Source organism: Senegalimassilia faecalis (assembly GCF_004135645.1).
Lineage (GTDB): Bacteria > Actinomycetota > Coriobacteriia > Coriobacteriales > Eggerthellaceae > Senegalimassilia > Senegalimassilia faecalis.
This window is the reverse complement of record NZ_SDPW01000001.1, coordinates 637,809-653,138: the sequence shown is the minus strand read 5'-3', so window position 1 is coordinate 653,138 and position 15,330 is coordinate 637,809. Positions and strand designations below refer to the sequence as shown.

Sequence of the window (15,330 nt, the reverse complement as noted above, 5' to 3'; positions counted from 1 at the left end):
GCTACTTGATGGCTTCGAAGCCGGCGGCCAGGTCGGCGATGATGTCGTCGATGTTCTCGGTGCCGATGGACAGGCGCACGGTGGTGGGCTTGATGCCGGCGGCCAGCAGCTCCTCTTCGGTCAGCTGGGAGTGCGTGGTGGAAGCCGGGTGGATGACCAGGGACTTCACGTCAGCAACGTTGGCCAGCAGGCTGAATAGGCTCAGGCTTTCAGTGAACTTGCGGGCATCGTCGGCCGTGCCCTTCACATCGAACGTGAAGATGGAGCCGGCGCCATTGGGATAGTACTGTTCGTACAGCTCCTTGGCGCGGCCGGTGGCCAGCGACGGGTGGTTCACGGAAGCAACCTGCGGGTGGTTGTTCAGGAACTCGACAACCTTCAGCGCGTTCTCCACGTGGCGATCGACGCGCAGGGACAGCGTTTCAAGGCCGAGCAGCAGCAGCCAGGCGTTGAACGGCGAAAGCGTTGCGCCCTGGTCGCGCAGCAGCGTGGCGCGGGCCTTCGTGATGTAGGCAGCCTCGCCGGCGGCTTCGGTGAACACCACGCCGTGATAGCTGGGGTTGGGCTTGGCAACGCCGGGGAATTTATCGGCGTTGGCGGCCCAGTCGAACTTGCCGGCGTCGGTGATCACGCCGCCCATGGCCGTGCCGTGGCCGCCGATGAACTTCGTAGCGGAATGCACGACGACGTCGGCACCGTGCTCGATGGGGCGCAGCAGGTAGGGCGTGGAGAAGGTGGCGTCAACGATAAGCGGCACGTTGTGACGATGCGCGATGTCGGCCCAAGCCTCAAGGTCAAGCACGTCGGAGTTGGGGTTGCCCAGCGTTTCGGCGTACAACAGCTTCGTGTTGTCCTGGATGGCGGCCTCGACGGCGTCCAGGTCGGCGGGGTTGACGAACGTGGTGGAAAGGCCCTGATCAGCCAGCGTGTGCTCGAACAGGTTCAGCGTGCCGCCGTACAGGTTCGTGGAGGACACGATGTGGTCGCCGGCCGTGGCGATGTTCTGCACGGCGATGGTGATGGCAGCAGAACCGGTGGCAACGCCCAGGGACCCAACGCCTCCCTCAAGCGCGGCAACGCGCTCTTCGAAGATGCTGACGGTGGGGTTGGTCAGGCGGCTGTAGATGTTGCCGGGCTCGGTCAGGCCGAAGCGGCCGGCAGCGGTGGCGGCGTCCTTGAACACGTAGGACGACGTCAGGTAGATCGGCACGGCGCGGGAATCAGTGGCTGGATCGGGCTGCTCCTGGCCGGCGTGGACCTGCAGGGTTTCAAAGGCGTACTTCGCTTTCTCAGACATTTCGTTATCTCCTAAACCGATGACTATTGCTTTCTTGTTTTTGTATAACGTGATGACGGATGTTAGTTATACCGAAGCAAAGGAAGTGGGTCAATAGGGATATAGGAGATTCCGCGCGCCGGGTATTTCGAATTATCGATACCCGGCGCGCGTGATGAGCGATAAGCCTAGCAAAATTATAGGTCTTACGGGCGAAAAGAGATTTTGACCAGGGAAAACGGCAAATGTTACGATGTGCTCTTTGTGATAGCGTTGTGCTGCGTCCGCACGAAGGAGTTGCTGCGGGGCAGTGCGAATGATGCCAAGCACGGTTACGCTCTTCGGTAACTAATTTCGGGAAACGCCGCCAAACGTGCGGCGGTGTTGCCGTACTTACGCGAATTTCACCACGCACAGCACCACAAAGCCCGCAACAACGATTGCCGCAGCGGGGCGCATGACGCGGATGGGCACTTTTGCCAGCGCCTTTTGGCACAGCGGGTAGATGACCCACGTGTACAGCATGGCCACGACGCCCAGGCAGATGTCGTTCACGATCCACGCCTGGCCCAAAATGTTGCCGGGCAGTTGCGAGTTGTCCCACAGCGGGTAGTTGCCCGCGGCATCGGGCTGGTTGAGCAGAAAGCCCATGGCAAGCTCCATAGCCATGCACACCAGCACGGTGATGACGAAGAATTCCAGTGCGGCGCCCCACATGGTTTTGCGACGTTTTGCCAGCTGGATGCGTAGCGGCACCAGGGCGATGGCGCACACCAGCACGCCGATGCCGTATACCATGAACGGATGCAGGGGGTTGTCTCACACCAGCGAATCGGCGTCCACGATGCCGAAGATATTCATGAAGCTGCAGTAAAGGATTTCCATCCAATGGCCCGCCATGCTGAAGAAGCAGAAGTAAATGGCCTGGTTGCGCCAAAGTGTTACAATCGGTTAAGTTTCAGAAGTTATGAGGAGGAAGCTATGGTCGCAACCGTGATTATCTGCATAGCAATCGTTGTCGCTGGCTTTTTTGCTGGACGGCAGGCTATCCGCACGTTTTCCGGCGATGGGTCGTGCTGCGGCAAGAAAAGCGCGAAGAAGGCCCGTCGCGTGCACGTGACTGATACCGACGAGGCGAACTATCCGTACACCACCGATGTGCCCGTTGGCGGCATGACTTGCGAAAAGTGCGTGGCTGCCGTGGAAAATGCACTGAACGGCATCGATGGCGTGTGGGCGCGCGTCAACCTTGCGGAAAAGAACGCCCACGTGCTGTCCAAGCAGCCGCTTGACATGGGGCGCGCGAAAGACGTTTTGCGCGATGCCGGCTACTACGTGATACAGCGATAAGAGACGCGGCGGGAAATCGAAATAGCGGCTAGACCAGCGCTTTGCAAGTGGTCTAGCCGCCGCTGCGTTATGCCAGTTGAGCTCCAAGACGCATGCAGTCGGTTGCGGCATCGTCGTCGGGATAGTCTTTCGCGATGACGCTATCCACCACGTTCAAGCCGGCTTCTTCGGCGCGCTGCTCCCACAGCTCCATCCATTCGCCGTCGTTCCAATCGTAGGAGCCGAACAGCGCCACCTTCTGGCCGGAAAGCGCCGGCTCAACTTCGTCGTACATAGGCAGGAATTCGCCGTCCTCAAGCTCTTCGTCGCCCATGGCGGGGCAGCCGAACGCAAAGGCGTCGTAGTCGGCGATGCGGTCGGCGCTGAAATCGCCGCACTGGATGATGTCGGCGGTTGCTCCTGCGGCGCGTGCGCCCTGTGCCACCAGATCGGCCATGGCCTCGGTGTTGCCCGTGCCGCTCCAGAAAACCACTGCTACTTTGCTCATGGGAAAATCCTTTCGTTTGTGTGTGAAATGTCGGTCTGTGCCGAACGACCGGGGCGCTGCTCAAGCGCGCCGAGCGCAAGGCGCAGGGTCTTTGGCCTTCAACCTGCTGCGGCGAATGCCTCGGCTGCGGGGAAGTTGTCGTCGAGCGTGGCCAGGCAGTCAATGGGCACGCCCTCGTCGTACAGGTCTTCGTAGGCCGAGGTGCACGTTTTGTAGCAGCAGAAGCACGCTTGCGCGTCGCGTTGCTGGCTGTACACCTTCCAGCAGCCGGTGCACAGGCAGTTTTCGCCCTTGTTCTCGATGAAACCGATGACGTCGTCGAAGGGGTAGCCCAAGAAGAAACCGATTTCGTGGGGGAATGCGCAACTTTCCGAAAGCGTGGCGGCAAGGTCGGTGCCGCAGATGCGGCGGTGCAGTTTCAGGATGCAGGCAGAAAGGTCGGCAGGGTTGTAGCCTTCGCTTTGCAGGTACTGGACAATGTTGGGCTGCGAAAGGCTTGCTTTCAGCATAGTTGGACGGTAGACGTACAACAGCAGCCCAGTTTTGCGGCGCGCCAGCACTTCGATGCGCACGCCGCAGGGCTCAAGCTTCGCGCGGCATGCGGCAAGTTCGCGGGCGAACCGGCACGGCTCGGGTGCGAGCGCGCTGGATCCCGAGTTCAGGCGGCTATTTTGCGTGCGCATTCCGGGATTGTCGTCGTGCTCGATTCCTTCACGGCACACAAAAAGATTCGCCGGCTTCAGTCCTGCAAGCGTGGGGGAGCAGTGGTGGACGAGTTTTCGCTCAAGCAAATTGCTAGCTGCGGTTGTTCTCATGCTGCCTCCTAAAGTACGAAACGGCTAACATAGTAACAATAAGTAATCCGTAGTCAACTTACATTTTGAAAAACATTGCAAATCGACTGCGAAGCAACGTGAGCGGGTGTGATCGGTCGTCCGGTCTGTGGGGAATTGCTTGTTGCGTTGCGCTTGTGAGCGCAAACTCCCATTAGTTTGCGTTTTGCGGCGTTGCTAGTTTCGGATAATCTTTGCCCGCTGACGCCTTTGCCCGTTGCGTTGCCGCAGGTCCAGCGGCGCTGCTCACCCGGCGTGCACGGGGCTTTTCGGAACCTTGGCGGGCAACAAACAAGCCCCCGACCTGCAGCGTTTTAGAAACGCGAGGTCAGGGGCCTTTACGGCGTTATGCTGCGCGCGGGTAGACCCGCGGGTGCTTACAGGTGCGCCTGGATAAGCTTCGGGCGGAAGCCTTCGTCCTCAAGCGCCTTGACGATCTGCTTCTTGTGATCGGGACCGAACGCCTCGATGGTGACGCGCAGCTCCACGGCGGCCTGGCGGTTCGTGCTGACGAATTGGTTGTGGTCGAGGCGGATGACGTTGCCTTTGTTGTCAGCGACGACCGACGCCACGCGCACCAGTTCGCCGGGGCGGTCGGGCAGAAGCACGCTGACGGTGAAGATGCGGTCGCGCTGGATGAGGCCGTGCTGCACCACCGACGACATGGTGATGACGTCCATGTTGCCGCCGGACAGGATGGACACAACCTTTTTGCCTTCGAAATCAAGGTGACGCAGGGCGGCCACGGTCAGCAGGCCGGAGTTCTCCACGATCATCTTGTGGTTCTCCACCATGTCCAGGAAGGCCACGATGATCTCATCGTCGTCAACGGTGATGATGCCGTCGAGGTTTTGCTGGATGTAGGGGAAGATCTTGTCGCCCGGCTCAAGCACGGCGGTGCCGTCGGCGATGGTGTTCGCGCTGGGCAGCTTCACCACGTGGCCGGCTTCAAGCGAGGCTTTCATGCAAGCGGCACCGGCGGGCTCCACGCCGATGACCTTGATGTGCGGGTTCAGCAACTTGGCCAGCGTGGACACGCCCGTGGCCAGTCCGCCGCCGCCGATGGGCACCAGGATGTAGTCGACCAGTGGCAGCTCCTGCACGATTTCCATGGCGATGGTGCCCTGGCCCGTGGCAACGCCCAGGTCGTTGAACGGGTGGATGAACGTGTAGCCGTTTTCTTCGGCCAGCTTCAGTGCGTGCTCGTAGGCCTCGTCGTAGACGTTGCCGGCCAACACCACGTCGGCGCCGAGCGCTTTCGTGCGCTCAACCTTGATGAGCGGCGTGGTGGTGGGCATGACGATAGTGGCCTTCACGCCGTAATGGCGCGCGGCGTAGGCGACGCCCTGCGCGTGGTTGCCGGCCGATGCGGTGATGAGGCCGCGATCGCGCTCCTCGTCGGTTAGCGTGCTGATTTTGTAGTAGGCGCCGCGCACCTTGTATGCGCCGGTGCGCTGCATGTTCTCGGGCTTGAAAAATACGCGATTGTGGGAAATCTCGCTGAAGTAGGAGCTTTCAATAAGCTTCGTCTCCTGTGTAACTTCCTTGACTTTGGCGGCTGCTTCTTCGAATGCATCCAGCGTCAGCATAGTTCACCCCTTTGGCTTTGTTCGCGACGGTTTTGTGTTGGGAACCATCATAGCCGTGCGCGCGGTAAAATAGGGGATGTTCCATATCAGCGCGACAAAATAGCTGCCGCTGCGCGGTAATTTATTGCCTGCGGCGCCCGCGCTGGGCAAGACGCGCTTTGCGCAGAGGGGCCATTGCGCCCGGAAGGAAGGTCATCATGAAGGTTATCGCCACCCCGAACGCTCCGGCGGCAATCGGTCCGTACGTGCAGGGCCGCGTGTCCGGCAACTTGCTGTTCGCCAGCGGTCAGATTGCGCTCGACCCGGCAACCGGCGAGCTGGTGGGCACCACCATCGAGGAGCAGACGGCGCAGGTCATGAAGAACGTGGCGGCAATTCTGGCCGAGGCGGGCACCGATTTCGACCACGTGCTGAAGGCCACGTGCTTCCTTGACGATATCAACGACTTTGCGGCGTTCAACGCCGAGTACGCCAAGTCGTTCGGCGATGCGCGCCCCGCACGTTCGGCCGTGGGCGTGGCGAAGCTGCCGAAGGGCGCCCTGGTGGAGGTCGAGGTCATCGCCGAGGTGTAGCGCGAAGGGCTTGCGGGTTTTGCTTGCGAGCGGTGAGAGACATGCAAGCCGCGAGGGCCTGCAGGGTTTGTTTGCGGACGGGGCGTCGCTTGTACGGCGCCCCGTTTTTAGTGCGCTTACTACTTTGGTCGCGTCGCTTGCGCCGAAGCTTGCGAGCTGAGCATGGTTTTGCACGCCGCAAACGGCGGCTTGCGCGGGGTAAGCGGCGCTTGCGCTAGAGATTGTGCGCAGGTGCGCGGGCGTGGGTTTTCGCTTGTGTACCATAGGCGGGTACGACAAGCCCGACCATGCGGCCGGCTCGCGTTTGCGCAGGCCGCACGCCATGTTCGGGATGCAATCCTTAACGGCAAAGGAGCGATGCGCATGTGCGGAATCGTTGGTTTCACGGGCACGCGAGCGGCCCAAGGCGTCTTGATCGAGGGCCTGTCGCGGCTTGAATATCGCGGCTACGACAGCGCCGGCGTGGCCATCTATCAGGACGGCAAGCTTGAGGTCGTCCACCGCAAGGGCAAGGTTTCCAGCTTGGCGCACACGTTGGGGCATTTCGACTTTGCGGGCACGTGCGGCATTGGCCACACTCGCTGGGCCACGCACGGCCGTCCGAGCGAGGCGAACGCCCATCCGCACACCAGCTGCGACGGCCGCATCGCGGTGGTGCACAACGGCATCATCGAGAACTTCGCCGATTTGCGCGAGGAATTGCAGGCAGCTGGCCATACGTTCACCAGCGACACCGACACCGAGGTGGTTCCGCACCTGGTTGAGCAGGCGCTTTCCGAAGGCGCGCCCGACCTGATGGCGGCCGTGGCCCGAGCGTGCGAGCGCCTGGTGGGCGCCTACGCGCTGGCCGTGACGTCGGCTGACGAGCCGGGCACCATCGTGGCCACGCGCAAGGACTCGCCGCTGGTTGTGGGCCAGGGCGAAGACGGTGCCTACGTTGCCAGCGACATCATCGCCATGATCGACGCCACGCGCGACGTGGTGGTTATGAACGACGGCGAAATGGCGCGCCTGACGCCTGAAGGCGTGACGTACTACACCGCATCTGGCCAGGTCATCGAGCAGCCGAAGGTCACGCACGTGGATTGGGACCTCGACGTGGCCGAAAAGGGCGGCTACCCCGACTTCATGCTGAAGGAGATTCACGAGCAGCCGCGCGTCATCCGCGACACGCTGGCTGGGCGCCTGGTGGGCGGCGCGCTGTCCATCGACGAGCTGGACCTGTCCGTTGAGGAGCTCAACCTCATCGATCGCGTGTACATTATCGCGTGCGGCACCAGCTACCACGCCGGCCTCATTGCGAAGAACCTCATTGAAGGCTGGGCGCGCATCCCCTGTGAATGCGAAGTGGCCAGCGAATTCCGCTATCGCAACCCCATCATCACGCCAACCACGCTGGTGGTGGCGGTGTCGCAGTCCGGCGAGACGGCCGACACGCTGGCTGCCATTCGCGACGCGCGCGTGAAGGGCGCCCGCGTGTTTGGCATCACCAACGTGGTGGGAAGCCCCGTGGCGCGCGAGTCCGATGGCGTCATCTACACGAAGGCCAACAAGGAGATTGCCGTTGCCTCCACGAAGTCCTTCCTGGGCCAGGTAGTGTCGCTGACATTGCTTGCCATGCTGTTGGCGCAGGTCAAGGGTAAGTTGAAGATGAATCAGATCCGCTTGCTGTTCCGCGAGCTGGCCGATACCGCCGACCAGGTCGAGCGCATCTTGGCCGAGTGCAAGCCGGCCATCGAGGAGGCGGCGCTGGCGTGTAAAGACGCCCGCAGCGCGCTGTTCGTGGGCCGCGGCATGGGCGCGGCGGTCAGCCGCGAGGGCGCGCTCAAGCTCAAGGAAATCAGCTACCTGCACGCCGAATCCTATCCGGCCGGCGAGATGAAGCACGGCCCCATCGCGCTGATCGACGAAGGGTTCCCTGTCATTGCCGTGGCCACGAAAAGCCCGGTGTACGACAAGCTGGTGTCGAACCTGCAGGAAAGCAAGGCGCGCGGTGCCATGGTGGTGGCCATTGCCACGGAAGGCGACGAGGAGATTCGCAAGCACGCCGACCACGTCATCTACATCCCGAAGGTGCGCGACGCGTTTTCCGCCATCACGGCCAGCGTGCCGCTGCAGCTGCTGGCGCGCGCCATCGCCGTGGCCCGTGGCTGCGACGTCGACCAGCCGCGCAACCTGGCAAAAAGCGTAACGGTGGAGTAACGCGCAGTTTGACCTGCGAAAATTTGCCGCGAGACAAGGCGCCCCAAGTTTACAACTTGGGGCGCCTCTTTTGCGATCGCGGAAGTGCGTTGACCGTTGGAGTCAAGATGGGCGAGCGTTGGGCCCCCTTCCGCTGCTCGCGCAGCACCTTTCGCATCGTGCTTTCGTGATTGCCGGGCTGAGGCGGTCAAACGCCGCTAAAGCGGACGGGCAGTATCTGTCCCGCCCCCCCCTGCCGTCTCCGGCAACCGGGTTCTGCCGTTCGCATACCGATTTTGGCCTGGCGGAGCTTTCTGGAATGCTGCGTGGTTTTGGTGCGCTGCCGCTTGGGCTGATCGGCTTTCGGCCTTCGCCTTTGCGTACAATAGCGGTCAAGAAGATAGATGGTGCGCTCGCCGTGTTGAACTATGGCGCTGGTGCGCGGCTTCGAAGCGATGTGGGAAAGGCTGTCTGTGGCAGACAAGAGGCAAACTATGGCGAATAGTGAAAACGTTGCTGCATCTTCGCAGGTGGAAGGCTTGTTCGGCGCTGTTGATGGCGCGGTTGGCCTGGGCGTGGACATTGTGGAAATCGAGCGTATGCGCAAGATCCTGAAACGTTCCCCCGCGTTCGCCCGCAAGGTGTTCAGTTGCGAGGAATGCTGCTATTGCGATGCCACCTCGCAGCCCGAGGTGCACTACGCCACGCGCTTTGCCGCGAAGGAAGCCGTGCTCAAGGCGTTGGGCACGGGCTTTTCCGAGGGCATCGGCGTGCGCGACGTCGAGGTTCGCCGCATGTCGAAGGGTCGCCCGTACGCAGTGCTTTCGGGCCGCGCGAAGCAGGTGGCGCAGTCGCTTGGCGTGCGCGAGCTGCCGCTTTCGCTTTCGTTCACGCATACCGATGCCGTGGCCTGTGCCATGGCCATCACGGAGGGCTCGGTGCGCGCGCAGCAGCAGCGCCGCGACCCGATGGAAGAGCTTGCGCGCCAGTTCAAGGAAGCGCGCACGCTGCTCGACGACCTTGACGCAGCCGAGCCGGCAACCGTAAAACCCCAGGTCCCCGATGCCCACGCCGCCATGAACATGGTGCGCGACGCACAAAACGCCAAGGAAGCGTAAAGCTCTCTCAAACGCAGCAACCACAGCACGCCCCAGATGACCCCGCCGGGCGACATGCGCCAACACCTACAGAGGCAGTGTGCGGGCGGCAAGTCCAATCGAAGCAAAGAGAAACTTTGTGCTCTGCGGATGACGCGGCGGTTGCTCGCGGGCTTCTTGAGGGCAAACAAGGCCTGTGCGATTATTTTTTACTGAGGGTTTACATGCTTGGGGTACACTTGCGGAAAATGTGGGCGGCCGGTTAGGAGCGAGTGGAAGATGCGGCGGACGAAAAAGTACACGTTGGAGCAGGTAGCGGCGTTGCTTCCTTGGCCCGACGATGCGGCGAACAAATACTCGCGCGGCAAGGTGACGCTTGTTGCGGGTTGCGCGGACTATCCGGGCGCCGCGTGCTTGGCGGCTACGGCCTCGCAGCGCATGGGTGCGGGGTATACCGAAGTTGTTTGCGCGCCGCAGTCCGTGTCGGCGGTTCGCGCGGCGAGCCCGTCGCTGGTGGTGCGCGCGTGGGACGAGCTGGCGGCCTACGCGCAGCTTGATCCCGACGAGCGCGGCGCCGCTATGGCGCCGCTTGTTGCGCCCGCGGCGCCTGGCTTGGCCGCGCCGCATCATCCTGCCAGGTCAGCGCGTCCCTTGTACGCGGTCCCGCGCCCGAAAGCGCTGGGCCCTGCGCGCCCGAAGCACCCGCTGGCGTTCCTTGTGGGCAGCGGCTTTAGCGCCGACGACGCGCTTTCGGCGCAGCTGACGTGCGCCGTCCTTGACGGCGCGGCGGCTCCGGTGCTCGTTGACGGCGGCGCGCTTGACGCGCTGACCTCTCCCGAGGGCCGCCTGTTGCTGCGCCGTCGCTTTGTGGACGGCCTGCCCACCGTCATCACGCCGCATGCGGGCGAGGCCGCTCGGCTTGCCGCGCCGCTTGAGCTTCCCACCGACGACCCGGCGCAGCTGGCGTTGCTGTTGTCGCAAGCCTACGGCGTCACCGCCATGGTGAAAGGCCCCACTACCTATATATCGGATGGCGAAACCGTCGTGCGCATGTCGGACGGAACGCCCGCGCTCGCGAAGGCGGGCACGGGCGACGTGCTGGCCGGCATGACCGCGGCGTTGCTTGCCCAAAAGCTTGCTCCTGTTGACGCCTGCGTGCTTGCCGCCACGTTGCATGCGCGCGCCGCGCAGGCAACGGCCAAGCGCCTGACCAGCATCTGCGTGGTTGCCGAAGACGTGGTGGCGGCCATTCCCGAAGCAATCGCCTCGCTGTCGTAGCATTCGCGCGTCGCTTGCCGATCTATCTCCTCCTAGACCAGGCTTTTGGCAGCAAAGGGAACGTGGGGCTTGCCCTCGCGTCAAGCGCAAGTACGCGGCTTCCCGCTTCGTGTCGCAAATGCCTGTTTTCGCACACCGTTGGCGTTTGCCTTCGCTTACGCTGAAGGCATTCGGTATAGTAAGGGCGAAAGAAACGCGATGGACGTTTTCGGCGAGCAGATGCGGGGGAAGGCAATGGGTTCGGTTCAACCGAAAGACTATGCAACGCCTGGGCCTGCCTCTTCCGATGAGGCAGAAGGTGCAAGCTCCTGTGCGCCCGAAAATGCTCCGGCGGCGCACGCTCGGCGAACCTGGAAGCACTCGTTGGGCATCGGCGCTGCTTGCTTTATCGTGTATCTGGTAGTCCTCGAAGCCTTTCTTGCCGTCCCTCAGTTCAACGACATCGTGCAGGTGCGCCCGGCATCGGCGTTTGGCCCGGTGCTCGGCCTGTTCTTCGGCCTGCCGGGCATCCTTGGCTGCGCGGCGGCGAACCTGGTGTCCGACATTCTGCACGAAGGCGCCACGCCCTTCATGCTTGCGGGTTACTTCGTTATACAGATTATGTACAACGGCTTGCCGCGTTGGGCGTGGTACGCCGTCAATCGCAAGAGCGCGCGCCCGTATCCGCGGTTCGATTCGGCGTCGAAAACGGCGCTGTACATGGCGCTTGCCCTGGTGGACAGCGCATGCGTCAACATGGCGGTGTATCTGTTCGTGGGCGCCTCGCCCGAGTCGGGCCCTACGTTCGCCATGCGCGGGCTTAACAACGTGTGGATGCTGCTGTACGTTGGCCTGCCGCTGCTGTACGTGCTTGAGCGCAGTCCACTGACGCCAACCGCGCCGCATTGGATTCATGTCCCGTATCGCAACACCACGGAAGCGAACCTCACGCAGCGTTTCGTTATCACGTTCGTGGTGGCTTCGGCGCTGTTGCTGCTTGGCATCTCGCTGGCCATCATCTTCTTCGCGTCGGGCGACGAGGAGAGTTTCCAGACGGTCGTGTACACCATGTACTTCGAGGTTGCGCTGCTGACGCTGCTTTTTTTTCCTACCCATGTTCGCGTTCCTGCATTTCCTGGAGCGCCGCTTCACGCGCCCGATCGAGGTGCTTGCCTACGACCAGCAAACATTCATCGAACGCATGGAAACCGACGTTGAGCAGGGGCGTCGCGACACGCTCATCGCCGTGGACGAACGCGGCACGATGCCGCGCTACGAAATCGCGGACCTGTTCGAGTCCACGAACAAGATGCGCCGCGACATGGTGGGGTTCATCGAGCGCCTGTACAACGTCACGGCCGAGCGCCAACGTGCGGCCACCGAGCTTGACGTGGCGAAGCAGATTCAGATGAGTGCCGTGCCGCACGATTTCGACTCGTTCACGGAACGCTTCGCGCTTGATATCGCCGGCTTCATGCGCCCGGCGCGCGAGGTGGGCGGCGACTTCTACGACGTGTTCGAAGTGGGCGAGCACGGTGTGGCGTTCGTCATTGGCGACGTGTCGGGCAAAGGCGTGCCCGCCGCGCTGTTCATGATGCGCGCGCAAAGCCTGCTGCGCCAATACCTGCTGGAAACCGAGGACCTGGGCACGGCATTTACCCTGGCCAACCGCCAGTTGTGCGAGCGCAACGACGCCATGCTGTTCGTGACGGCGTTCGCGTGCGTTGTTGACACGACCACTGGCGAAGTGCGCTATGCGAACGCGGGCCACAATCCGCCCGTGCTCAAGCAAAACGGTCGTCTGAGCTATCTGACGTGCCGCCCGGGGCTGGTGCTTGGCGCCATGGACGTGGTGAAGTATAGCGAGGGAAGCTTCACGTGCAGCCCCGGCGACGGGTTGCTGCTGTACACCGATGGCGTGTCGGAAGCCGCCGATGAGCGCGAGCAGCTGTACGGCGAAGAGCGCTTGCTGCAAACGCTTGCCGCCTTGGACGCCGCTGCGCAAACCGGCGCTGCGGCGGCGGGCGGCGCCCCGCGCGGGTCGTCTGCCCAGGCGGCAGTGGATGCCCTGGCCGCAAGCGTGGACGCATTTGCAGGCAACGCGCCGCAAGCCGACGACATCACCATGTTGGCGTTCCGCTGGAGTCTGCCCATCGCAAGCCTGACGCTGCCGGCGCAAGACGAGCAGCTGGACAACCTGTTCGCCTTCCTGGAGCCTCTGTGCGAAGGCGAAGGTCGCACGCCGAAGCTGCTGGCGCAGATGATGCTGGTGTGCGAGGAGATATTCGTCAACATCTGCCATTACGGCTTCCCCGACGGCCAGCCGCGCTTGCCGGTGGACATCGAGGTTGCCGTCGACGAGCGCGCCGGCTGCCTGCACTTGGTGTTCAGCGACCAGGGCATAGCCTACGACCCTCTGTCGCACGATCCGAAGAAGGTCGACCCCACCGACGAGCAGCGCAAAGGCGGCCTGGGCATCTTACTTATGCGCAAATACATGGACGACTTGCGCTACACGCGCGCCGATGGCCGCAACATCTTACGTATGACGAAGCGATTCGTGTAACCATCTACCGTCGAGAAAGGACCCCTATGGAAATCAAGGCAACGAAAAACGGCGAGGCGCTTGAGGTGGCCCTGTCCGGCCGCCTGGATACGAACACCTCGCCCGAGCTTGAGGCGTACCTGAAGGAAAACCTCGCAGGCGTCACCAACTTGGCCATCGACCTGATCGATGTGCAGTACGTCTCGAGCGCCGGTTTGCGCGTGTTCTTGTTCGCGCACAAGGAGCTGGCGAAGGTGGGCAGCGGCCTTACGCTGCGCCATCCCAACGAGTACATCGCCGATGTGCTCGACGCCACCGGCTTCACCGAGATCTTGACGGTCGAACAGTAAGGGGCGGCTATGGCGCATGACGAGAAGATCGCAGAACTGACCAGCAACGATGCACGTAGCGAGCAGCCTGCGGCGGCAGCGCCCGCGCAGATGCCCGATGTGGCGACGCTGCGCGCCATGATGCACGAGCGCCAATATGCGGCGGGCAAGGCCCTTGAGCAGCAGCTTGAGGCCGACGTGCTGCATGCGCGCGAGGTGCAGGAAGAGCTGCTGTTCGAGATGATCGAGGCGAACAAGGACACGCCGTTCGGTCGCGAGCACGACTTCGCGAACATAAAGACGGTCGAAGAATTCAAGGCCCGCGTCCCGTTCACCACGTACGACGACTATGCCGGCTATATCTACGAGGTGATGGAGCACGGAACGCGCGGCGTGGTGACCACCGAGGAGATCGTGCATTTCAACGAGACCTCGGGCACCATGGGCAACCCCAAGGGCATTCCCTATACCAAGCGCATGGCGGAAATCCTCATGGGCTACTCGGGCGCGTACACTTATTACCGCAGCTACGTGGGCGCGGGCGAGGGCCTGGCCGGCGGTCGCATGCTCACGCTCATCGAAAGCCACTACGACACGCTGAAAAGCGGCATCTCGTTCGGGTCGCTGTCGTGCAAGGCCATCGCGGAGGGCAGGCCGTACCTGGCGGCGACCACCACCAGCCCCGACGAGGCCGTGTTCACCAAGCCCGGCACCGACACGCGCTATCTGCACGCGCGTTTCGCCATCGAAGAGCGCGACATCCGCGATATCTCTTCGGTGTTCATCACCGGCGTGCTCGATCTGATGCGCTACATCGAGGACAGCTGGGAGCTGCTCGTGCGCGACATCGAGTGCGGCACCATCGACCCTTCGATCCAGATGCCGGCCGACGTGCGCGCCGCGCTGGAAGCGCGCATCAAGCCGAACCCCGAGCGCGCCGCCGAGCTTCGCGCCATCTTCGAGCGCGGCTTCGACGAACCCATTACGCCCGCCATGTGGCCGAATCTGCTGGTCATCCGCAGCGTCGCCGGCGGCGGCTTCGCGCCCTACACCCAGCGTTTGCGCCGCTTCATCGGCAACGACGTGCACATCCTCTACACCGGTTACAGCGCATCGGAAGGTGCCTTCTCGGTGCCGTTTGAGCTGGATAACCCCGCCAGCGTGTTGCTGCCTCGCAGCGTGTACTTCGAGTTCGTGCCAGTCGACGATCCCGATTACAGCCATACGCTTGGCGTCGAGGACCTGGAAGAAGGCCACGACTACGAGGTCATCATCACGAGCCGTTCGGGCTTCTACCGCTATAAGATGCGCGACGCCATCCGCTGCGTAGGCCACAAGGGCACCATGCCCACGATGGAGTTCCTCTTCCGCCTGGACCAGACGGTGAACATGCATGGCGAGAAGACCACGGAGATGGTGCTGCGCAAGGTGGCCGACAAGGTGGCCGAGCGCGCGGGCCTTGACCTGGTCGATTTCAGCGTGTATCCCAACGTCGATCACCATCCGGCGCGCTACGAGTACCTGTTCGAGTTCTATCACGCTGACCACGCGGCTATCGACCTGGCCGAACTGTCGCGCATCACCGACGAGGAGCTGCGCGCGGGCAACTACGACGTGGACTACATGACCGAAGACGGCACGTTTGCGCCCGCCGTTGCGCGCGTGCTGCAGGACGAGACGAATCAGCTGTGGCGCGACATGCGCGTCATGCACGGCAAGGCCCCGAACCAGATCAAGCCGGTGCACATCATCGACACCGAGCAGAAGCGGCGCTTCTTCTTCGCGCTCATCGACGGGGAAATCGAAGGGTAGGA

General features: G+C 62.6%; 14 protein-coding genes. 9 read left to right on the top strand and 5 right to left on the bottom strand.

The genetic code is table 11. The features are described 5' to 3' along the window. Position 1 precedes the first annotated feature (1 nt). Together ET524_RS02905 and ET524_RS02900 are read right to left on the bottom strand one after the other, a co-directional pair. Positions 2–1,297 carry an O-acetylhomoserine aminocarboxypropyltransferase/cysteine synthase family protein gene (locus tag ET524_RS02905; RefSeq protein ID WP_129423255.1) on the bottom strand — a complete coding sequence of 432 codons (1,296 nt, stop codon included), beginning with the start codon at positions 1,295–1,297 and terminating at the stop codon, positions 2–4. Between the two features lie 372 nt (positions 1,298–1,669). Beyond that, the gene (locus ET524_RS02900; protein WP_201738627.1) at positions 1,670–2,074 is read right to left on the bottom strand and encodes a putative ABC transporter permease; all 405 of its coding nucleotides are present in this window, start codon (positions 2,072–2,074) and stop codon (positions 1,670–1,672) included. Between the two features lie 183 nt (positions 2,075–2,257). Between ET524_RS02900 and ET524_RS02895 the strand changes: the two genes are divergently transcribed. Next, positions 2,258–2,626, top strand: coding sequence for a heavy-metal-associated domain-containing protein (locus tag ET524_RS02895; RefSeq protein WP_161566588.1), 369 nt, complete (start codon positions 2,258–2,260; stop codon positions 2,624–2,626). Between the two features lie 67 nt (positions 2,627–2,693). Here the strand turns inward: ET524_RS02895 and ET524_RS02890 are convergent, their stop codons facing one another. The 3 genes from ET524_RS02890 to ilvA all read right to left on the bottom strand — a co-directional run bounded on the left by ET524_RS02890 (position 2,694) and on the right by ilvA (position 5,535). After that, a complete protein-coding gene (locus tag ET524_RS02890) occupies positions 2,694–3,113 on the bottom strand; it encodes a flavodoxin (protein WP_129423253.1) in 420 nt (139 codons plus the stop codon). A 98-nt stretch (positions 3,114–3,211) separates the two neighbouring features. Then, entirely contained in the window at positions 3,212–3,928 is a 717-nt protein-coding gene (locus ET524_RS02885) for a DUF3793 family protein (protein ID WP_129423252.1), read from the bottom strand. Positions 3,929–4,323: 395 nt separating this feature from the next. Then, entirely contained in the window at positions 4,324–5,535 is a 1,212-nt protein-coding gene (ilvA, locus tag ET524_RS02880) for a threonine ammonia-lyase (RefSeq protein ID WP_129423251.1), read from the bottom strand. 197 nt (positions 5,536–5,732) lie between these two features. Here ilvA and ET524_RS02875 point away from each other — a divergent pair, with 197 nt between their 5' ends. The 8 genes from ET524_RS02875 to ET524_RS02840 all read left to right on the top strand — a co-directional run bounded on the left by ET524_RS02875 (position 5,733) and on the right by ET524_RS02840 (position 15,328). Continuing rightward, the gene (locus ET524_RS02875) at positions 5,733–6,107 is read left to right on the top strand and encodes a RidA family protein (RefSeq protein ID WP_129423250.1); all 375 of its coding nucleotides are present in this window, start codon (positions 5,733–5,735) and stop codon (positions 6,105–6,107) included. Between the two features lie 363 nt (positions 6,108–6,470). Continuing rightward, a complete protein-coding gene (glmS, locus tag ET524_RS02870) occupies positions 6,471–8,309 on the top strand; it encodes a glutamine--fructose-6-phosphate transaminase (isomerizing) (RefSeq protein WP_129423249.1) in 1,839 nt (612 codons plus the stop codon). Between the two features lie 473 nt (positions 8,310–8,782). After that, positions 8,783–9,406 (top strand): holo-ACP synthase, encoded by a 624-nt coding sequence (acpS, locus tag ET524_RS02865; protein ID WP_129423248.1) that lies wholly within the window; start codon positions 8,783–8,785, stop codon positions 9,404–9,406. Between the two features lie 258 nt (positions 9,407–9,664). After that, complete coding sequence (locus ET524_RS02860; protein ID WP_129423247.1) at positions 9,665–10,663, top strand: NAD(P)H-hydrate dehydratase; 999 nt, start codon at positions 9,665–9,667, stop codon at positions 10,661–10,663. Between the two features lie 198 nt (positions 10,664–10,861). Further along, entirely contained in the window at positions 10,862–11,860 is a 999-nt protein-coding gene (locus ET524_RS02855; protein ID WP_129423246.1) for a hypothetical protein, read from the top strand. Beyond that, positions 11,844–13,208, top strand: a complete 1,365-nt coding sequence (locus tag ET524_RS02850) for an ATP-binding SpoIIE family protein phosphatase (RefSeq protein WP_161566587.1) — start codon at positions 11,844–11,846, stop codon at positions 13,206–13,208. Before ET524_RS02855 ends, ET524_RS02850 begins: the two co-directional genes overlap by 17 nt. A 26-nt stretch (positions 13,209–13,234) precedes the next feature. Next, complete coding sequence (locus tag ET524_RS02845; protein ID WP_129423244.1) at positions 13,235–13,537, top strand: STAS domain-containing protein; 303 nt, start codon at positions 13,235–13,237, stop codon at positions 13,535–13,537. 9 nt (positions 13,538–13,546) lie between these two features. Then, complete coding sequence (locus ET524_RS02840) at positions 13,547–15,328, top strand: GH3 auxin-responsive promoter family protein (protein ID WP_129423243.1); 1,782 nt, start codon at positions 13,547–13,549, stop codon at positions 15,326–15,328. Positions 15,329–15,330: the final 2 nt, after the last annotated feature.